The following is a 20,466-nucleotide window of genomic DNA, read 5'->3' as shown; positions in this document are numbered from 1 at the left end:
GTGCCTCAAGTCAGTTTTTATCTGCTGCCGGAACAGGCAGCAGAAGCTGAATCACAGCTGGCGTCAGAGCCAGCTTTTTTTCATGTAGCAGCAAAACTCTGCGCCGATTTGTATCAGGCCGGACAGCGGGTTTTTGTGTTCTGCCAAAATCAGGCGGACGCCGAACTGCTGGATGAGGTATTATGGCGCTTTGATCCAGAGCGATTTGTACCACACAATCTGGCGGGCGAAGGCCCTGCCCGAGGCGCTCCGGTGGAAATCAGTTGGCTGCCTCCAAGCAACGCGAGGCCGGTTTTAATTAACCTGTCGGCAACAGTGCCGCCTTTTAGTCAGCGTTTTCAACAAATTATCGAATTTGTTCCAGCCGAAGAACAGCTTAAGGTTCAGGCGCGGGAACGGTTTAAATTTTATCGCCAGTCGGGGTTAACCCCGCAAACAGTGCAGCTCTGATGGCCGGCCTGCGTTTTTAGTGAGAGTTTCAGGTAACGAAGATGGAAAAGACATTTAACCCGAGTCAAGTTGAACAAGCCATGTATCAGGCATGGGAAAGCAAAGGCTATTTCAAGCCAAGTGGTGATAACAGTAATGGTGCTTATTGCATCATGATCCCACCACCAAACGTGACCGGTAGCCTGCACATGGGCCATGCGTTCCAGCAAACGATAATGGATGCCTTAACCCGCTACAAACGTATGCTGGGTAAAAACACTTTATGGCAAGTAGGTACTGACCACGCTGGTATCGCCACGCAAATGGTGGTGGAGCGTAAACTGGCAGCCGAAGGCAAACCAGACCGTCATGCCATGGGCCGTGAAGCTTTTATCGAAAAAGTATGGGAATGGAAAGCCGAATCAGGTGGCACCATCACCGAACAAATGCGCCGTTTAGGCAACTCAGTCGATTGGGACAAAGAGCGTTTTACCATGGACGCAGGCCTGTCGAATGCCGTACAGGAAGTGTTTGTGCGCCTGTATCAGGACGACCTGATTTACCGTGGCAAACGCCTGGTGAACTGGGATCCTAAGCTGCACACTGCTATTTCTGATTTAGAAGTAGAAAACAAAGAACAAAAAGGCCATCTGTGGAACTTACGTTACCCGCTGGCCGATGGCGTCACTACTGCTGATGGCAAAAACTACATAGTAGTAGCCACTACCCGTCCTGAAACTATGCTGGGCGATACAGGTGTTGCAGTGAACCCTGACGATGAGCGCTACCAATCCCTGATTGGTAAAGAAGTGCTGTTGCCGCTGGTGAACCGCCGTATTCCAATTCTGGCCGACGAACATGCTGATAAAGACAAAGGCACAGGTTGCGTCAAAATCACGCCAGCTCATGACTTTAACGACTACGAAGTAGGTAAACGTCATCAGTTGCCAATGATCAATGTGATGACAGCTGACGCTACTATCCGCACTGAAGGCGAATGTTTCTTCCCTAATGGCGAAGCAAACCCGGCGCATAACGCTTTTATTCCTGTGGAATATCAGGGCCTGGACCGTTACGCTGCCCGTAAAGCCATAGTGTTCGCTTTTGATGCAGCTGGCCTGTTAGACAAAGTAGAAGATCACAATAACACCCTGCCCTACGGCGACCGTTCAGGTGTGGTGATTGAGCCTTTATTAACTGACCAGTGGTATGTGCGTGTGGCGCCTATGGCCAAAACTGCCATTGAAGCTGTGGAAAACGGCGACATTCAGTTTGTGCCTAAGCAGTACGAAAACATGTACTACAGCTGGATGCGTGACATTCAGGATTGGTGTATCAGCCGTCAGCTGTGGTGGGGTCACCGTATTCCAGCCTGGTACGATGAAACAGGTAAAGTTTATGTAGGCCGTGATGAAGCTGAAATTCGTGCTAAACACGCTTTAGCCGATGACGTGAAATTACGTCAGGACAACGATGTACTGGACACCTGGTTCAGCTCAGCGCTGTGGACTTTCTCTACTTTAGGTTGGCCGGACAATACGGAAGAGCTAAAAACCTTCCACCCGACCGACGTGTTAGTCACTGGTTTTGACATTATTTTCTTCTGGGTTGCCCGGATGATTATGATGACGATGCATTTTGTTAAAGACGAAAATGGCAAACCACAAGTGCCATTTAAGACTGTCTATGTGACTGGCCTTATTCGTGATGAAAACGGCGACAAGATGTCAAAATCCAAGGGCAACGTGATTGACCCGCTGGATATGATTGACGGTATCAGCCTGGAAGACCTGTTGGTGAAACGCACCAGCAATATGATGCAGCCACAGCTGGCCGAAAAAATTGGCAACCAGACCAAAAAGCAATTCCCTGAAGGTATTGAAGCCAGCGGTACAGATGCACTGCGTTTCACGTTAGCGGCTTTGGCGTCAACCGGCCGTGATATCAGCTGGGATATGAAACGTTTAGACGGTTACCGCAACTTCTGTAACAAGCTGTGGAACGCCAGCCGTTACGTCACCATGATGACTGAAGAGAAAGACTGCGGTCTTGCTGGTGGCGAGATGGAACTGTCATTAGCCGATCATTGGATCATCAGCCAGTATCAGCAAACTATCGTTCAGTTCCGTGGTTATTTAGACAGCTACCGTTTTGATATGGCGGCCAATACGCTGTATGAGTTCACCTGGAACCAGTTCTGTGACTGGTACTTAGAGCTGACCAAACCTGTGTTATTTAAAGGCACTGAAGCTCAGCAACGTGGCACTCGTCATACCTTACTGACAGTGCTGGAATCTTTGCTGCGTTTAATGCACCCGATTATGCCATTTATCACTGAAGAAATTTGGCAGCGCGTAGCCCCTATGGTTCGCACAGATATCAACCCGGGCGACAGCATTATGCTGCAGGCCTATCCGGAATTTAATCAGGCACTGGTCAACGAAACCGCCACTGCTGATCTGGAATGGGTGAAGAGCTTTATCGTCGCGATTCGTAACGTGCGGGGTGAAATGGATATAGCGCCAAGCAAGCCATTGTCTGTACTGGTGCGTAACCTGACCGTTGACGACAGCCGCCGCTTACAAAGCAATATGGCCTTCTTGCAGAATATGGCGAAATTAGAAGCCATTACTGTATTGGCCGATGGCGAAACAGCACCAGCTTGTGCAGCTCAGCTTTTGGGCAAGATGGATATTCTGATCCCTATGGCGGGTTTGATCGACAAAGAAGCCGAACTGGCCCGTATTGCCAAGCAAATGGAAAAAGCTCAGCAGGAGCATGACCGTGTTGCCGGTAAACTGGCGAACGAAGGTTTTGTGGCAAAAGCGCCTGAAGCAGTTTTAGCGAAAGAGCGCGAAAAACTGGCAGAAGCTTTAGAAGCTATCACTAAGTTAAAAGCTCAGCAGGCACAAATAGCTGCGATTTAACTGCCAGTTGCATAGAAAGACAAAAGGCGACCTGCGGGTCGCCTTTTACATTTTTCGTCCTGCAAAATGCCTTGCGAGTCATCGTCGCTGCGCTTTTACTTTAGGTTCTACGGCTTCAAATCTGACGATACTTTCCTAATCGTAGTATCTCGCCATTCGAGAACCCGGTTCTCCCGAGACCGTAATTCAAGGCGTGTTACAGGCTCGCCAGTCTGAGTTTCGACCAACACTGAGTGTTGCTCGTCCGGTTGGTAGAGATTATCCTCGCCCCACTGGCGCAAAGCGACAATCACAGGAAAAAGCCCATGCCCCATCTCTGTCAAAACATATTCCTGATAAGCAGTGCCGTCAGAAGCTGGCGCAGTCTCCAATACTCCATGGTCTACCAGATCCTGCAACCGAGTAGTCAACATGCTTCGTGCAATACCGAGATTCTTCTGAAGCGCACTGAAGCGGTTTATGCCGTCGAGAACGTCTCGTATGATCAGAAGCGACCACCAGTCACCTATCACATCCAGAGAGCGTGCCACAGGGCATTCAGCCTTACTTAAGTTCTTGCGCTTCATTCAGTTATCCTTTCTGGTTCACCTGACTGCCTCATTATACGGTCCTTTATTACCCCTGCAAATGAAGTCTTAAAATAAGACTAGATCTATTCAAAATCTGGTCTTATTATGAGACTTCATTTCATGTAACATCTTATTGCTTCAGGATATCGTATGAACAGCCAGATAAATGACCATGACTCAACGACAAAACCCAGCGATCCGCCAGTCCCAGCGAATACCAGTAGCATCTCGATGGGAACGACTATTATCTTTGCAATAGCCAGCGGGCTAAGCGTCGCCAACATCTACTTTGCACACCCCCTACTGGACACCATGGCTGCCGACTTCGGAATAGCTCCTTCTGTGATTGGCCTGATCATTACGTTGACGCAAATCGGTTATGCATGCGGGCTTCTGTTTATCGTACCGTTGGGTGACATTCTCGATCGTCGCAAGCTGATCGTAGCTCAAGGGTTGCTGTCCGCTATAGCCCTGACTGTTGTTGCGACGACCCGAAATGAAGCTATGTTATTCATCGCCATGGTCGCAGTAGGACTATTGGCTGTTGTCGTGCAGGTTTTGGTGGCTTATGCTGCAATGCTCGCCTCGCCAACAACACGAGGAAAAACGGTAGGGATGGTGACAAGCGGTATAGTCGTCGGTCTGTTGCTGGCCCGCTTCGTGTCTGGAGTGCTTGCTGATCTTGGCGGCTGGCGCACGGTTTACATGACATCTGCCATAACAAACCTACTTATGGCAGCAGTCCTTTATCGCATTTTGCCGCGTGAGGCTGCTCCTCGCTCTTCGGTTTCCTATCCATTACTACTTCGCTCGGTGCTAACATTGTTTGTGCAGGAGCCTATTTTACGGATCCGTGCCATTCTTGCTCTGCTACTATTTGCCGCTTTCAGTGCATTCTGGACTGCGCTGGTGCTGCCACTCAGCGCGCCCCCTTACGCTATGTCACACACGCAAATCGGCCTGTTTGGTCTTGCAGGGCTGGCTGGTGTATTTGCTGCCAGCGGAGCTGGACCTTTGGCCGATAGGGGTCTTGGGCAATGGACGAGTGGAATATCTCTGCTGTTGTTGCTCATATCCTGGGGATTCATTGCCCTTCTTGATTCCTCAATACTGGCACTGGTGATTGGTGTGGTTATTCTAGATCTGGCAGTGCAGGCAGTCCACGTTACAAACCAAAGCATGATCTTCGCCATTCGGCCTGAGGCACATAGCCGACTGGTTGCTGGCTACATGCTCTTCTACTCTATCGGAAGTGCCATCGGAGCTATTGCCTCCACTGCGATATACGAGCGTGCGGGCTGGAACGGTGTATGTATTTTGGGCGCTACCATCAGCATAGTGGGTGTTGTTTTCTGGGCTACCACTGCGCATATCGGGCGAGCACAGTGTCAGACTGCACTCCCATCAAGCCCACTCTGCCTTAAGCCCTTAAACGTCGCAAAAAAACAGGCAGATACACCAAAGCCACAGCACATAAAGTGATCAGGAAAACCGCAATCACCAGTTGATAAACAATGTAGTTACTGGCCTCCACTGAGACAAACCAGCTGGTAATTACGCCGCTGATAAATAATAAAGCCCGCACTATCCAACTCATAGCTGCCCCCTCTGATGCACCACTTTGATTCATCACTTTATGCCTGCCTTTGGCAAAGCACATTGATACAGAACAAAGCAGCTATGATTTAACGAGCGGTTTAGCCTTTGTCGCTGTCCTGCGGCTTGGCAGACAATAACCAGTCCGGAGCAATCTGCTGTAAAAATGGTCGGGTGATCAAAGCGGCTTGTCTGGCAAAATCGCAGTAGTTCTCTTTGACTGTATTAGTGTTCATCGCCACCACCAGCTGCAACTCCGGATAAATAACTAACCAGCTTTGAGCACCGCTGGACACACCACCATGGTGCACAAAACTGACGCTGCGGCTCAGCGGATTCTCTTTGTCACAAAACATATGTTTTTGCGAAAAATTGCGCCAACCCAAGGCATAAAACTGCTCGTTGACTTCACCATTGCGCAATTTTTGTGGTGTCCAGAACTGCTGCTGTACTGCCGCGGGAATAAAGTCTGAGTTAAACCAGGCTGAGCCTAACACTGCTAAATCGACTGAACTAGCTGCCATGCCACCGCCTGCCCATCTTTGGCTTAAATTCACCTCTCTGTGTTTTTTGGCATAACCATCACGGGTCGTGTAAAAGCTGACCTGATGGGGCGATGGCAGCTCAGCAGCGGCCAGAGAAAGCAATCCAAGTGGCTGACTGACTTGCGTATCCAAATACTGTAAAAATGGTGCCTGTACCGCACTTTGCAAAACAGCACTGGCCAGATTGACATCAAAAGAGCTGTAATGAAAATCTGTGCCTGCCGGATACAGCAGTTTACTTTCATCAAATAAGCTCAGAGCATCATGCACATCATGAAACTCAGCTTGTTTTAATAAAGTGTGTACCGCACCAATCCAGTCGGTGTTTTCTTTATAGCCAGGAAAACCGGCTGTGTGTGACATTAGTTGCCGTAAAGTTAAATCCTGCCACTGCGAATTAGGCAGATCGGTTTTATAGCGGCTGATTGGCGCATCCAACTCTATAACGCCAGCAGCCATGGCTCTGGCTAATGCAGTGGCGGTCACCGCCTTTGAGGTGCTGCCAATACGAAACTGACTTTCAATACTGGCTGGCTTTTGACTTTCAAGATCGGCATAACCCACAGCTCCGGCCCATAACAACTGGCTACGCCATGCTACAGCAGCCGTCAAAGCCGGAAACTGGCCTTGCTGCTGACTTTGCTTCAGTGCAGTTATGGCTTGTTCTGCAGAGGCCTGAAACTCTGGTTGATACACTTTTGTCTGCTCTGGTACCCCGGTTGACAACTTTGTCGATAAATCTGTCCAGCCAGACAACTGATCCCATGCCACTGCAGCCCCAGCCAGCAACACAACTGCCGCACCTATTAGTCTTTTTTTCATTGGTTATGTCCTTTAGTTTTATCATTTTCCATGGTTTTGGGCAAAGCTTCGCCCACGGGCATACAAGGCCCGAAATTCTGAGTCTTTAATTAAAAGCAGTTTTGTTCTAGGGGGTTGCCCCCTGCTGCAACAGATAAGCCCTGACTTCGGCAGTAGAAGCCCTGCTGAGTGGCGAGCGTAGTTCACTTCTATCCATTAAGGTCGCTTCCACTTTCAGATTAACCCTGGCGCCTTGCTCAACCAGATACTGCACCATTGCCAGATCGCCAATATAACTGGCGTTAATTAGTGGCGTTTCATCCGCCAGCACTATGGCATTCACATTCGCCCCGGCCTGAACCAGCAGCTTAGCTAACTCCAGATTGCCAAGCTGGGCTGCGATAATCAGTGGGTTGCCATCACGTCTGCTGCTTTGGTTTACATCAGCACCAGCAGCAAGCAACAATTCAACCATGGCTTTATCGCCAGAGCGCACGGCCAGCATTAAAGCAGTGCCCTCACCCGGCATAGCCGCATTTAACGGATAACCCAAAGCAAGTAGTTGGCGCACTTCGGCTAAATCCCGCTGCCGCACTTTTTGCAGTAATTGTTGCAGTTGCGTCAGTTCAGTCAGGCTAACCTGAGCATATTCAGCAGGCAAACGGGCCACCTGAGCGCGTTGTGCCAAAACCAGAGTGGCGGCCACAGACAAAGATAACGCCATTAGCAAAGCACAACTTTGTGGTGTGATTTTGCCTGCAGAACCTTGCAGCACAAGACGGATCCGCTGCGCTAACAAAGGTTGCTGCTGCCATGGCATAGCAAGTAATAGAGGCTGCGCAGCCTGATAGGTTTTGCTGCAATCAAGCAAGGTTTGGGCATAACGATGTGGCTGCGTTAATTGCGCCGTTACAGCAGCATCACAACTTAATTCACGGTATTTATTAAGTTGCCGACAGATTAAGCCCCAGACCGGGCTCCACCAGCACAACACCGCACATAATTGTTGCAGATAAAAAGCCGCCAGATCGCATCGACGCCAATGCATACGCTCATGAGCAATCACATGCTGCAACTGCTCTTCAGACAAACTCTGTAACCATAATGCAGGAAGGATAATTCGAGGCTGACGCAGTCCCACCAGCATAGCGCTACCAATGGCAGAGTGCTGATACAGTGCTGGCTTGTGGTTGGTGATATTTGGCAAGTTCAGAGGTTTTGCCTCTAGCCATAACTTGCGGCTCGCTCTGTAACTTTGGCTGAATCGCCCTAGTTGCCAGCAGCAGCCCAAAGGCACAAGCAATAACCACCAGGCTGGAGGGACAAATAAATAAAACAGCTGTGGTGCCAAATCCCAGCGCTGAGTTAAAGCCGGTTCGATCTCTGCAGCTGCTGTGGCTTCTGGTAACTGAAGCTGTTGCTGTAAAACAGAGATGTCAGCGTTAAACCAGTGCTGCGGCGCTCCCTGTTCAGTGCCTTCACTTAATACAACAGCGGGCAATACAAACAACAGCACCGCCACTGCGGTCCACAAGCGCAACATCCACTGCGGTTTTGGCCGCCATGAGCTTTGGCCAAGCCAATACAGCCATGGCATCGTCACCAGGGCCAATAGCAGATGTAAAACCAGATAAAACAACAACCAGCTAAATTCCAGCATGATCAGTCTCCCTGTGCTGCCTTACCTGAGTGAGCGTTAATTTGCGCCTGTAATTCATCAACAAGTTCTGGCGCTAACTCTTGTTGCTCTATCAGATGTTGTGCCAGCAAAGCCGGAGAGCCGCCAAAAAAACGCTGCAGCAGTGTACTTAAGGCCTGACTGCGGGCTTCCTGCTGCACTGTAGTCGCCTGATAAATAAAAGCTTTGCCTTGCTTCTCACAGTCAACATGGCTTTTATCAAACAGAATACGACATAAAGTTTGCACTGTAGTGTAAGCCACCGCAGACTCTTTGCTTAGCTCTGCCGTAATGTCTTTCACTGAACAAGGGCCATGTTGCCATAACACCTGCATGATTTTTTGCTCTGCACTTGTAAGCTCGAGGGATTTTGCTCTTGCCATGCCTGTTACCCATTAAAGAATCATCTACTAAAGAATTAGTTTTAATCTAGCTGAACATTTTTCATACTTCAACTAATTCTTTAGTTTTTGTGCTTTTTTTCACGAATGGCGTCAGTTTTATCTTCAGTCCATCGCAAAATTATGTAAAGTTCTGGTAAAAAACTTGGACTGAAGCTCAATCTGCTATACCATCCGCGCCGCCTGCAGCATCGAGGTTGCAGGTTCCCTGATTAATTCTCAAATGGAAGAGACAAGATGAAATTAAAGTTAAGCGCCTTATTCGTTGCCTTAGTAGTGACTGCAGTTCCAGCTCAGGCTGATTGGTTAAATGCTGTTAAAGGCGGTGTAGGTAGTGCACTAAACGATACCAAAGAAAGCGTTAAAACTGCGGCTTTAAACACGTCAGTTCGCACAGCTTTAGGTTTAACTGAAGGTAAATCTACTCAGGCTGCTATTGCTGAAAAACTGGGTGAACCAGCAAGCAAAACAGAAAAAGACGGTAAAACTTTTTGGGTTTACGATGTGACTTTATTGTCAGCCAGCTACCCAACTTTAACAGAATTAGTAAAAACTCAGGAAGCGGCACAAAAGTCTGTGCAATTAAGCTTCAAGGCCGATGTGTTAGATAAGTTAGAACTGATCACTCAGGCTAAATAATTTTCTGCTCACTGCCGCTAGCCGCGGCAGTGATTTTTTAATGAAATTCAAATAGTTAAACTAAATCCCCGCCTGAATTTCATCTTCAGACAAATATTGTGCAAAACATTTTTTTTGTTATTATTGCGCGCCTGAATTTAACCCGTGTAAATTCATTCTGTTGTTTACCCTGATCTGATGAAATTGCGCCATAAGCAATCACTTTCAGTCCCGGGCTCTGGCAGCTCAACCCCAAACACTCCGTACGTAAGCAAATAAGCTATGCTACTGCGGTTGGCTTTTATTTTTCTGGCATTGCCAGGCTTTGTGAAGGAACCCTTTAATGGATTCACCAAGTGCCATTAGTTTGATCCCACCAGTTGTTGTGATGGCTGTTGCCATCTGGCTGAAGCGACCTATTTTGTCGCTGGTTGTGGGTGCTGTTGCAGGTTTGCTGATGCTGTTCCCAACTCAACCTTTTGAGTTACTGAATACCTTCGCTGAAATTTCTACCAGCGTAATGCAAGATGAAACCATTGGCTGGTTGATTCTGGTGTGTGGTGGTTTTGGTTCACTGATTGGTTTACTGATCCACACTGGTGGTGCTGTAGCTTTTGGCCGTTCGGCTTCAAAGCTGGCCACAGGCCCACGCTCCTCCATGTTTATGACCTTTGTTTTAGGCTGTATTATTTTTATCGACGATTATCTCAATGCTTTAAGCGTGGGTGAAGCGATGAAAAGAGTCACCGACAAATATAAAATCTCCCGTCAGATGCTGGCTTATATAGTCGACTCTACCGCTGCCCCTATTTGCGTCATCATTCCTATTTCCACCTGGGCCATCTTTTTTGGCGGTTTACTGGAAAACAACAAAGTGGCTGAGGCCGGGCAAGGCGTGGAAGTCTATATGCAAGCCATTCCTTACATGCTGTATCCATGGCTAGCTGTCACTATGGTGTTGCTGGTGACCTTAAAAATAATGCCTACTATAGGCCCTATGAAAAAGGCTGAACTTGCTGCGCAAAATGGTACCCCTTTAGATGCGCTGCCAGAAGTGAGTGTCGAAGCTTCAGCCAGTCACCACCATGTGCAAGGCCAGAATGTACCAGCAGGTGATCAGTATGCTGTGCATGCCATGGAACAGGAATTTGAAGACAGCAATAAGCAAGGCAAACTGCGTAACTTTATAGTGCCAATGCTGATGCTGATTGGCTTTACCATCTACTTTGATATAGATGTTCTTAAAGGCCTGTTGGTGACTTTAGTGCTGACTATTGTGTTTTACAGCTATCAGCGCCTGATGTCTTTAGGCGATATGATGGAAGTCATGATGAATGGTTTTAAAACCATGCTGCCAGCCATTTGTACTGTGATTGCCGCTTTTATCTTTAAAGATGTCTGCGACAAGTTATTGCTGCCGCAGTATGTGATTGAAAACCTGACCCCTTATATGACGGCACAAATGCTACCAGCCATTGTGTTTTTAGCTATGGCTGTGTTGTCTTTTGCGACAGGCTCTTCATGGGGTATTTTTGCGGTATCTATTCCTATTGTGATGCCTTTGGCTTATGCAGTAGAAGCAGATATTCCGTTGGTTATTGGTGCGCTGTTATCGGCCAGCTCTTTTGGCAGCCAGGCCTGTTTCTACAGTGACTCTACTGTATTAGCTGCTCAGGGTTCAGGCTGTAATCTGGTATCGCACGCTGTAACTCAGCTGCCTTACACCTTAATAGCTGCCACTTTGGCATTTATTGGTTTTATCTTGATTGCTTAACAGGTAATTCAGTATGAACAAAGGCACCTGATGGTGCCTTTGTTGTATCTAGCAACAGGCCAAATTTATCTTGGTTATAACTTTTGGCGATATAGAAAAACACTTGCCTTTAATCCATAAAAACGTACAGCTTTAGACTTCCCAGCCATTTCTTACGAAATACTGTTATAAATAAGCCTGTTAGCGAAGGACTGGCTTGGAAAGCATAACTGGCCATTCCTTTATTCCATAAAGTTTTAGATACTAAGACTTTTATATCTAAAGACCGCTAACTATCCAGACATCCGGTTATTTCTAATTCATCTATACAAGACCAATCCATTCGTTATTTAACTGCTCACTCAAGCCTAGAATGCGCACACTTTCTGCCAGCTGCTCAAACCAGTTCTTTTGATGCAGGTAACGGCCAGTATGAATTTGAGAACATCGAGGTGTCTATGCTTCATTCAACACAAGAGTTTTTATCCGGCAACGCCGCACCAGAGGCCAGCAGAGCTTTGCCTGTGCTGGATTTGAGCCTGATGGATGGCACTGCTGTTGAGCAACAGTCTTTTATTCAGCAATTGCGTGTTGCAGCCCGTGATGTGGGTTTCTTTTACCTGACAGGTCATGGTCAGAGCGAGCAAAAGCAGCAACAGATTTTAGCGCTGGCAAAACAGTTGTTTGCGCTGCCACTGGCCGATAAACAACAAGTACAGATGATCCACTCACCGCATTTTCGTGGTTACACAGGTTTAGGCGGTGAATTAACCCGTGGTCAGCCGGATATACGTGAACAGTTTGATGTGATGCGGGAAGAAGCCGTGCCCGCCAATACGGATATCAGCCCAGCCTGGCAAGGTTTAATTGGCCCTAATCAATGGCCAACGGCTTTACCACAAATGCAAACTGAACTGCTGAACTGGCAACAGTCCTTGTCGGACATCACGGTAAAACTAATGCGCGCTTTAATGCTGGCCTTACAACAACCTGCAGATGCTTTAGATGCCACCATCAAAGCCGGTCCTTATCAGCATATGAAGCTTATTCGTTATCCGGGTGTGGATGCAAAAGCGTCGAACAGCAAACAAGGTGTAGGTGCTCATAAAGATCCGGGTTATCTGACCTTGGTCGTGCAGGACGATCAATCCGGTTTAGAAGTGGAAACTGAACAAGGTTGGGTCAGCGTTACCCCGCTGCCAGGGGCTTTTGTCGTCAATATAGGTGAGCTATTAGAACTGGCCTCCAACGGCTATTTAAAAGCTACTTTGCACCGAGTGGTCAGCCCAAATTCAGGCATAGAACGTTACTCTTGTGCCTTTTTTATGGCAGCTCAACTGGACGCCACTGTGCCTTTCTTGCAGTTGCCGTCTCATTTAGCTGACGAAGCTAAAGGTCCGGCCAGCGATCCAACTAATCCATTGTTTTATCAGGTGGGCCAGAATGTGCTAAAAGGACGTTTACGTTCACACCGTGATGTGGCTGCCGCTCATTACGCAGAGCTGGCAAAAGCTGTCTGAGCTCAGCTTCAAAGTAAAGATAGATACATCCCCAATGTGACAGCCGGATTAACCCGGCTGAACTATTAATAAAGTAAAACCAAGGTTTATTATGAAATTTCGTACTTTAAGTATTCATGCCGGGCAACAACCAGACCCAAGTACCGGCGCTTTAGCCACTCCGGTGTATTTCACCAGCACCTTTAGTTACGGCACAGCCGAAGAAGGTCAGGCACGTTTTTCAGGTCAGAACCCAGGTTATATCTACAGCCGTTTTGCCAACCCTACTACCTCAGCTTTAGAGCAGAAACTAGCAGCGCTGGAAGGGGCAGATGAAGCTTTAGTGGTCGCCAGCGGTATGGCCGCTGTCAGCGCCATTATGTATGCGCTGACCAACGCCGGTGATGAAGTGGCTTTTATCGACCCGGTCTACGGCGGTACTGATGCCTTTTTACGTAATACCTTAACCCGCGCTGGTGTAACCTTAAGCCGTTATAGCAGCGACAAAGACTTTGCAGAGCGGGTGAAACCCAACACCAAAGTAGTGTTATTTGAACCTATCACCAACCCCACCTTAAAAGTGATAGATACCCGCATTGTGGTGGAAGCAGCCCGTAAAGTCGGAGCTCTGGTGATTTGTGACAATACCTTTTTAACGCCTTATTTATTCCGCCCGCTGGAAATTGGGGCTGATATTGTGATGCACAGCGGCACTAAGTACCTGTCTGGCCATGGCGATATTATTGCCGGCATAGTGGCAGGACGCAGCGAGCTGATGCAGAAAATCCGTACTGTGGCGCTGAAGCACATAGGTTCACCTATAGGCCCGCAGGAAGCTTATTTACTGCAACGTGGCGTAAAAACTCTGACCTTGCGGATGGATGCTCATATCGAAAACGCCCGTAAAGTGGCTGACTTTTTAGCAGCTCAGCCTAAAGTGGCCAAGGTGTATTACCCGGGTCATGCCAGTCATCCTGGGCATCAGGCAATAGCAGACACAGCCACTGGTTTTGGTGGCATGGTGGCCGTGGATATCGAAGGTGGTTTTGCCAAGGCTGCAGTGTTTCTAAATAACCTGCAGTTATTCGCGCAGGCCGTGAGCTTAGGTGATGTGGAAAGCTTAGCTTGTCATCCTGCCAGTACTACTCATGCCGCTATGACAGCAGAAGACAGACAGAGAGCTGGCGTCACCGATAATCTGGTTCGCCTGAGTATAGGCGTCGAAGATGCCGATGATTTAATTGCTGACTTAGCACAGGCTCTGGCGAAGCTGTGATCTGGGTCGGAGCCTTGGTTCTGACCCAGATATCTGAGGCTGACTAACTATCAGTATTTACTGGATGACCTACTGCTGTTCCGAGGGTCAGAGCTAATAACTCTGGCCCTTATTCATTTCTGAACTATCAAATACGAATTTCGTTCTTTTTAAGAATATAAATATCATCTACATTCATCTCAAGCGTCCAGACGGCTAAAACCTAAATGGGAAAGCTACCAGGAACGGAGCCACTACAACTCAAGCTCTGAATACAAAAACCAGGAAATAAAAAATGAAAACTGACCGGAGCGCCGGAAGTTTATAAAAAACTTTTGGAGAACTTTATGTCAGGTCAGTACTACGGTGTGATCAGTAAGTCACGCTTGCATCCAACCAATAAATTTAAAACTTTCAAGCCTTTAGCTACTGCAGCAGGTATCACTGCTTTATTGACTCTCAGCTTTTCCGCTTCACTGCAAGCCGATGAAGCGGCTGCCGATTTAGCTGCAGACAAAGAAGTGGAAGTCATCAAAGTGACAGCGCGTCGCCGTGAAGAAAACGTCCAGGACGTGCCTATTTCAATTTCGGTAGTTACAGCGAAAGACTTAGAACAAACCGGCACTTACTCCACAGAACAACTTACCCGCTTACAACCCAGCTTGCAGTTAATCTCTTCTAACCCTCGAAATACCGCTTTAACTATTCGTGGTTTAGGCAGTGTGATTGGTTTAACCAACGATGGCCTGGAATCTGGTGTGGGTATTTATGTCGACGAAGTGTATTACGCTCGCCCAGGTTCTGCTGTTGTCGACTTACTGGATATTGAACGGGTTGAGGTATTACGTGGCCCTCAGGGCACCTTGTTTGGTAAAAACACGACGGCAGGTGCTTTGAGTTTGACTACTGGAGCTCCAACCTTCACCCCTCAAGGTCGAGCTGAATTGTCCTTGGGTGAGGATGGTTTTCTGCAGGGCAAAACCACTGTATCCGGGGCTTTGGTGGATGGAAAAGTTGCTGGCCGTTTCAGCGCTTCCAGCACTCAACGTGATGGTACTTTATACAACGTGACTTTAGGCACAAAACAAAACGATACCAACAGTCAGGCTTTACGCGGCCAGTTATTATTTACACCGTCTGACGATGTCGATGTGCGTGTTTCAGCCGACTACGCTTATCAAAATCCAAATGCCAATACTCAGGTTTTTGTCAGGTATGGCCCTACAGGCCGCTCAGCTGCATCGCAGTTTCCGGCTTTAGCTGAATTATTTGATTACGCACCACCAAGCCAAAATCCTTATGACAGACTGGTAGATGTGAACTCTCCTATACAAGCTCGTCAGATCATCAGAGGCACTTCAGCTACTGTCAACTGGGATCTGGGTGACATAGCCTTTACCTCCATCAGCGCTTTGAGATCATGGGATTGGACACCGCAAAATGACCGTGACTATACAGCTCTCGCGGTTCGTACTAAGTCGAATAACCCGTCGGTTCAGGATCAGTGGAGTCAGGAATTCCGTTTGGCTTCCACAGGGCAAAACGATCTGGATTGGGTGGTGGGTTTATATGGTTTTGGTCAGGACATTGAAACCACTGGTACTGAGCAATGGGGATCTGATGGCGCGAAGTGGCTGATCCGAACAGCAGTACCGGAAAATCTGCTTGATAGCTATACCTCCAACACTAAAGTGTACTCAGACACCGACTCATACGCTATTTTTGCTCAGGCAACTTACCATCTGAGCGATGAGTTACGCATTACTCCGGGTGTGCGTTATACCAGAGAAGAAAAATCAGGTGATTTTACTCAAATAGTCAGTGGTGGTTTAGAAACTACCGATCCGGCATTAATCAGCGCAAAAAACGGTATTGCCCGTAATCAGGCTTACCAGGCCGATTTTAAAGACTCAAGTCCAACAGGCCAGTTGAATATTGCTTATGACTTAACAGAGGATCATCTGACTTACCTGAATATTGCCCGTGGTTATAAATCTGGTGGCATTAACGCAGCAGGGATCCCAACTGATTCCACAGGAGCTCCTTCCTTAGTCAGCGCTGTAATCGAACCTGAAAAATCGACCACAGTAGAAGTGGGTTTAAAATCTCAGTTTCTCGATCGTCATGTCACGTTAAACCTGGCTGTTTATGACACCAAAGTAACAGACTATCAAGCCAACGTTGTGGATTCAGGCCCTGGATCATTAAGGGGTTATCTGGCCAACATTGAAGAAGTATCAGTACGTGGTATTGAGATTGACAGCCGCATTCTGGTGAACGAATTCTTAAGTGCCTACTTCACTTACGCTTACACAGACGGCCAATATGACTCCTTTAAAAATGGTCCTCCACCATTAGAGTTTTTAACAGGAACTACTGCGGCTTTTGACTTAAGTGGTCGTGATTTACCTGGTGTTTCAAAAAATACAGGCTCTTTGGGCGGTGAATATGTGCATCCGGCTACGCTAAGTACAGTGTCTGGCGAGTTGTACTTTGCCGCTGATGTTAGCTACCGCTCAAAATGGAACTCAGATTCATCGGTGTCCAGATACCTGGAAGTTGATGGCTCTACCTTGACCAACCTGCGTTTAGGTTTCCGTACCGATGGCGGTACTGATGTGTCCTTGTATGCCCGTAATGCGTTTGACGAAGACTACCTGAGCTTTTTAAGTATTCAGGCAGGTAACTCAGGTGCCATTTATGGCCATCCGGGTGACCCACGCAACATAGGCCTGAGAGTCAAAACAGAGTTTTAATAAGATCTGAAGCCACTCCTTCTATGTGTGGCTTATCTCTCTGGCGGTGCTGGTGAGAACACAAAATCAACGGGTAAGAATAGAGGTGAAACTATGAGTTCTTTACAAAAATCCAAAGCCTTAGTCTTAGGCGTATTGCTGGCGTTAAGTGGTCAGGTTGCAGCCAAGGAAGTGACGTTACTTAACGTGTCGTACGATCCGACCCGCGAGTTGTACCGTGATTACAACCAAGCCTTTTCGGCCTACTGGCAGCAAAAAACCGGCGATACAGTCAAAGTTGAACAATCTCATGGTGGTTCAGGCAGCCAGTCACGTTCTGTCATTGATGGCTTAAGAGCAGATGTTGTTACTTTAGCTTTATCCGGTGACATCGACCCGCTGGCAAAAATTGGCAAATTGTTACCGGAAAACTGGGAAAGCCGCCTGGCCGACAGCAGCGCACCTTACACATCCACCATAGTTTTTCTGGTGCGTAAAGGTAATCCAAAAAATATCAAAGACTGGGACGACCTGGTCAAGGAAGGGGTCGAAGTGATCACTCCGAATCCAAAAACCTCAGGCGGTGCGCGCTGGAACTACTTAGCAGCCTGGGCTTATGCCGAACAAAAATACGGCTCAGATGACGCCGCCAAAGACTTCGTGACCAAAGTATTTAAAAACGTGCCGGTACTGGACTCTGGTGCTCGTGGCTCAACTACTACTTTTGTGCAGCGTGGCATAGGTGATGTATTACTGACTTGGGAAAACGAAGCCTTTTTAGCTGTCAACGAATTGGGTGCTGACAAAATCGAAATCGTAGTGCCCTCTTTATCCATTCTGGCTGAGCCCTCTGTGGCTGTGGTCGATAAATATGCCGAAGCCAAAGGCAACACTGAAGTTGCCACAGCTTATCTGCAGTACTTATACAGCAAAGAAGGTCAACAACTGGCAGCCAAACATTATTACAGACCTCGCGATAAAGAAGTGGCAGCAGAATACAGTAAACAGTTCCCGCAACTAAAGCTGGTGACTATTGCCGACTTTGGTGGCTGGCAAAAAGCCCAACCAGAACACTTTGGTGACGGCGGCATCTTTGATCAAATTTATAACTAGCCAAAACAACGAATTAAAAAGCGACGCTATACAGCTGTCGCTTTTTGTTGTTTAACCACAAAAGGGGTTCCTTGTTTTGAAAAAATCATATTGGCTGAAACCTACTGTATTACCAGGCTTTGGCTTGTCTTTAGGCTTTGCCACCTTTTATTTAAGTTTAATAGTACTGCTGCCTTTAGCCGCCCTGCTGGGCCAGACCCTGACTTTAAGCTGGAGTGAATTCTGGAAAGTGATAGCCAGCGACAGGGCCATTGCCAGTTATCAGCTGACTTTTGGCGCATCTTTTATTGCAGCTGCTGTCAATCTGGTGTTTGGCCTGATCGTCGCCTGGGTGTTAGTGCGTTATAACTTTTTCGGCAAAAAAGTGATTGATGCCTTAGTCGACCTGCCTTTTGCCTTACCTACAGCAGTAGCTGGTATTGCTTTAACTGCTATTTATGCGCCCAATGGCTGGATTGGTCAGCATTTAACTGCTCTCGGAATCAAAGCAGCTTATAGCCCTTTAGGCGTGACTTTAGCGTTGATTTTTATCGGCCTACCTTTTGTGGTGCGTACAGTGCAGCCTGTGCTGGAAGATTTGGAAAAAGAAATTGAAGAAGCAGCCGCCAGCTTAGGTGCTAATCGCTTGCAAACCTTTTGCCGTATTTTATTCCCAGCCCTTTTACCCTCTTTGCTGACAGGTTTTGCTTTGGCGTTTGCCCGCGCTGTTGGTGAATACGGCTCAGTGGTCTTTATCAGCGGCAATATGCCAATGAAAACTGAAATTACGCCCCTGTTGATCATGACCCGTTTAGAGCAATTCGATTATGCCGGAGCCGCCGCTCTTGGCACTGTGATGTTATTTATTTCCTTTATTTTATTGCTGCTGATTAACCTGCTTCAACACTGGAGCAATAACAGACATGGAGCCAAAGCATGAGCAGTATCCCTCTGAACCATCCTCACCCGGCAGCTGCGGCTTTACGTAAGGCAACCACTGAACCTTTATGGGTTCGTGTGTTACTGACCAGCATTGCTTTGCTGTTTTTAAGCCTATTTCTGTTATTGCCGTTAGTTATTGTCTTCAGTGAAGCTTTTGCCCGTGGCACTGAAGTCTATCTGGCGTCCATCACCGAACCCGCTGCTTTACACGCCATCAAGCTGACGCTGATAGCAGCAGCTATAGCTGTGCCCTGCAACGTGATTTTTGGTCTGGCAGCCAGTTGGGCTATCGCCAAGTTTCAGTTTAAAGGCCGCCAGCTGCTGATCACCCTCATCGACTTACCTATAGCAGTCTCGCCTGTGATTGTAGGTTTAAGCCTGATGCTGATTTTTGGCGCACGGGGTTATTTGGGCGACTGGCTGATGGATCACGATGTACGCATTATGTTTGCGGTACCCGGCATAGTGCTGGCGACCATTTTTATTACCTTTCCTTTTGTTGCCCGTGAGCTGATTCCATTGATGCAGGAGCAAGGCCGGGAGCAGGAAGAAGCAGCTTTAACTTTGGGCGCCAAGGGCTGGCAAACCTTTTTCCGGGTTACTTTACCTTCAGTGAAATGGGCTTTGCTCTATGGCATTATTCTGGCGAACGCCAGGGCAATGGGTGAGTTTGGTGCTGTCAGTGTGGTGTCAGGAAAAATCCGCGAGCAAACAAATACAATGCCGTTGCATATTGAAATTCTGTACAACGAATATCAGTTTGCCGCCGCTTTTGCTGTGTCGTCGTTATTGGCTTTACTGGCGTTAGTTACGCTCTTGCTAAAATCTTTGCTGGAGTACAAAGCAGCCAAAGATTTAGCCGGTGCACAACAAGCCCATTAAACAACTCGCTCACACAGCAGCCCGGAAGGCTGCTGTGCTGGCTCTGACTACACAGCTGCAGCGGCACGTTACAGAATACGTTTAACCGCTTCGGAATATACTTCAGAGCGATCTCGCTTACCCACAGTAACAACAAACACAACCACTTTCTCATCAATCACCTGGTAGACAAGTCGATAACCAGATGACCTTAGTTTTATCTTGTAGCAATCAGGCATTCCACTTAGCTTATTTGCCTCGATGCGGGGAGACTCCAGTATTTCTGTCAGTTTCTTTTTAAGTTGTTCGCGGACTGTCGAGCCCAGTTTTCGCCATTCCTTTAACGCTCGCTCATCAAAGTCCAGCAAGTACGCCATTAAAGATCATCCAGCGTCACGCGTACAGGCTTCGGATTACGTAGGCGATCTCTGACCACTTCAACAAGTTCGGCATCCTCATCACTCAACAAAGTCTGCTTGAAAGGAAGGCGTCCATTATCAGCAATATACTCGAGCATAAGGCGAAGCGCCTCAGAAGGAGTTACTCCCATTTTTTCCAGCGCAGCATAAGAACGAGCTTTAAGGTCGTCGTCGATACGCAAGTTGATGCTACCCATATCCCTGCCCTCCTGTATTTACAAATGTCATTACAATTATTGCAGCAGTTTACTGATAAGGCAACACAAGGGCAGTGGTAACACTAGAGTGAAATAATCTTTGTTGTAGGTATAATTTTAGCCAGAGCTATGGGCGAATTTGGTGCTGT

Annotated in this window: 18 protein-coding genes; 11 read left to right on the top strand and 7 right to left on the bottom strand. The window is 47.6% G+C overall.

Going from position 1 to position 20,466, the window contains the following annotated elements; all coding sequences use genetic code 11:
• A complete protein-coding gene (locus LSG37_RS16655) occupies nt 1-450 on the top strand; it encodes a DNA polymerase III subunit chi (protein WP_233008199.1) in 450 nt (149 codons plus the stop codon).
• Between the two features lie 41 nt (nt 451-491).
• The gene (locus LSG37_RS16650) at nt 492-3,356 is read left to right on the top strand and encodes a valine--tRNA ligase (RefSeq protein WP_233080932.1); all 2,865 of its coding nucleotides are present in this window, start codon (nt 492-494) and stop codon (nt 3,354-3,356) included.
• 107 nt (nt 3,357-3,463) lie between these two features.
• On the opposite strand, the gene LSG37_RS16645 is transcribed toward LSG37_RS16650, so the two are convergent.
• A complete protein-coding gene (locus LSG37_RS16645; protein ID WP_233080931.1) occupies nt 3,464-3,922 on the bottom strand; it encodes a winged helix-turn-helix transcriptional regulator in 459 nt (152 codons plus the stop codon).
• A 153-nt stretch (nt 3,923-4,075) separates the two neighbouring features.
• Here LSG37_RS16645 and LSG37_RS16640 point away from each other — a divergent pair, with 153 nt between their 5' ends.
• Complete coding sequence (locus tag LSG37_RS16640) at nt 4,076-5,407, top strand: MFS transporter (protein ID WP_233080930.1); 1,332 nt, start codon at nt 4,076-4,078, stop codon at nt 5,405-5,407.
• Here the strand turns inward: LSG37_RS16640 and LSG37_RS16635 are convergent.
• From LSG37_RS16635 to LSG37_RS16620, 4 genes are all read right to left on the bottom strand, one after another.
• Nucleotides 5,346-5,522: a hypothetical protein gene (locus LSG37_RS16635; protein WP_233080929.1), complete on the bottom strand. Its 177-nt coding sequence runs from the start codon at nt 5,520-5,522 to the stop codon at nt 5,346-5,348. The two genes, LSG37_RS16640 and LSG37_RS16635, sit on opposite strands and share 62 nt — an antisense overlap.
• Before the next feature lie 100 nt (nt 5,523-5,622).
• Nucleotides 5,623-6,888, bottom strand: a complete 1,266-nt coding sequence (locus LSG37_RS16630; RefSeq protein WP_233080928.1) for a serine hydrolase domain-containing protein — start codon at nt 6,886-6,888, stop codon at nt 5,623-5,625.
• A 106-nt stretch (nt 6,889-6,994) separates the two neighbouring features.
• Entirely contained in the window at nt 6,995-8,527 is a 1,533-nt protein-coding gene (locus LSG37_RS16625; RefSeq protein ID WP_233080927.1) for a M56 family metallopeptidase, read from the bottom strand.
• Nucleotides 8,528-8,529: 2 nt separating this feature from the next.
• Nucleotides 8,530-8,928, bottom strand: a complete 399-nt coding sequence (locus tag LSG37_RS16620; RefSeq protein WP_233080926.1) for a BlaI/MecI/CopY family transcriptional regulator — start codon at nt 8,926-8,928, stop codon at nt 8,530-8,532.
• Between the two features lie 255 nt (nt 8,929-9,183).
• Here LSG37_RS16620 and LSG37_RS16615 point away from each other — a divergent pair, with 255 nt between their 5' ends.
• The 8 genes from LSG37_RS16615 to cysW all read left to right on the top strand — a co-directional run bounded on the left by LSG37_RS16615 (nt 9,184) and on the right by cysW (nt 19,722).
• The gene (locus LSG37_RS16615; protein ID WP_233080925.1) at nt 9,184-9,585 is read left to right on the top strand and encodes a hypothetical protein; all 402 of its coding nucleotides are present in this window, start codon (nt 9,184-9,186) and stop codon (nt 9,583-9,585) included.
• Between the two features lie 322 nt (nt 9,586-9,907).
• Nucleotides 9,908-11,338: a Na+/H+ antiporter NhaC family protein gene (locus LSG37_RS16610; RefSeq protein WP_233080924.1), complete on the top strand. Its 1,431-nt coding sequence runs from the start codon at nt 9,908-9,910 to the stop codon at nt 11,336-11,338.
• A gap of 437 nt (nt 11,339-11,775) precedes the next feature.
• Nucleotides 11,776-12,837, top strand: coding sequence for an isopenicillin N synthase family dioxygenase (locus LSG37_RS16605; protein WP_233080923.1), 1,062 nt, complete (start codon nt 11,776-11,778; stop codon nt 12,835-12,837).
• A 91-nt stretch (nt 12,838-12,928) separates the two neighbouring features.
• The gene (locus LSG37_RS16600) at nt 12,929-14,092 is read left to right on the top strand and encodes a trans-sulfuration enzyme family protein (RefSeq protein ID WP_233080922.1); all 1,164 of its coding nucleotides are present in this window, start codon (nt 12,929-12,931) and stop codon (nt 14,090-14,092) included.
• Between the two features lie 326 nt (nt 14,093-14,418).
• Complete coding sequence (locus LSG37_RS16595) at nt 14,419-16,827, top strand: TonB-dependent receptor (RefSeq protein WP_233080921.1); 2,409 nt, start codon at nt 14,419-14,421, stop codon at nt 16,825-16,827.
• Nucleotides 16,828-16,920: 93 nt separating this feature from the next.
• Nucleotides 16,921-17,919, top strand: a complete 999-nt coding sequence (locus tag LSG37_RS16590) for a sulfate ABC transporter substrate-binding protein (protein ID WP_233080920.1) — start codon at nt 16,921-16,923, stop codon at nt 17,917-17,919.
• Between the two features lie 76 nt (nt 17,920-17,995).
• The gene (gene cysT / locus LSG37_RS16585) at nt 17,996-18,838 is read left to right on the top strand and encodes a sulfate ABC transporter permease subunit CysT (RefSeq protein ID WP_233080919.1); all 843 of its coding nucleotides are present in this window, start codon (nt 17,996-17,998) and stop codon (nt 18,836-18,838) included.
• Nucleotides 18,835-19,722 (top strand): sulfate ABC transporter permease subunit CysW, encoded by an 888-nt coding sequence (gene cysW / locus LSG37_RS16580; protein WP_233080918.1) that lies wholly within the window; start codon nt 18,835-18,837, stop codon nt 19,720-19,722. The genes cysT and cysW overlap by 4 nt, the downstream gene beginning before the upstream one ends.
• Before the next feature lie 68 nt (nt 19,723-19,790).
• Here cysW and LSG37_RS16575 read toward each other — a convergent pair whose 3' ends face one another.
• On the bottom strand, nt 19,791-20,078 hold the full coding sequence (locus tag LSG37_RS16575; RefSeq protein ID WP_233080917.1) for a type II toxin-antitoxin system RelE family toxin: 288 nt from the start codon (nt 20,076-20,078) through the stop codon (nt 19,791-19,793).
• Nucleotides 20,078-20,317 (bottom strand): type II toxin-antitoxin system RelB/DinJ family antitoxin, encoded by a 240-nt coding sequence (locus LSG37_RS16570; RefSeq protein WP_233080916.1) that lies wholly within the window; start codon nt 20,315-20,317, stop codon nt 20,078-20,080. Before LSG37_RS16570 ends, LSG37_RS16575 begins: the two co-directional genes overlap by 1 nt.
• Nucleotides 20,318-20,466 lie beyond the last annotated feature (149 nt).

Origin of the sequence: Rheinheimera soli, assembly GCF_021290985.1 — a bacterium.
Taxonomy (GTDB): domain Bacteria; phylum Pseudomonadota; class Gammaproteobacteria; order Enterobacterales; family Alteromonadaceae; genus Pararheinheimera; species Pararheinheimera soli.
This window is presented reverse-complemented; position numbering and strand designations above follow the sequence as displayed.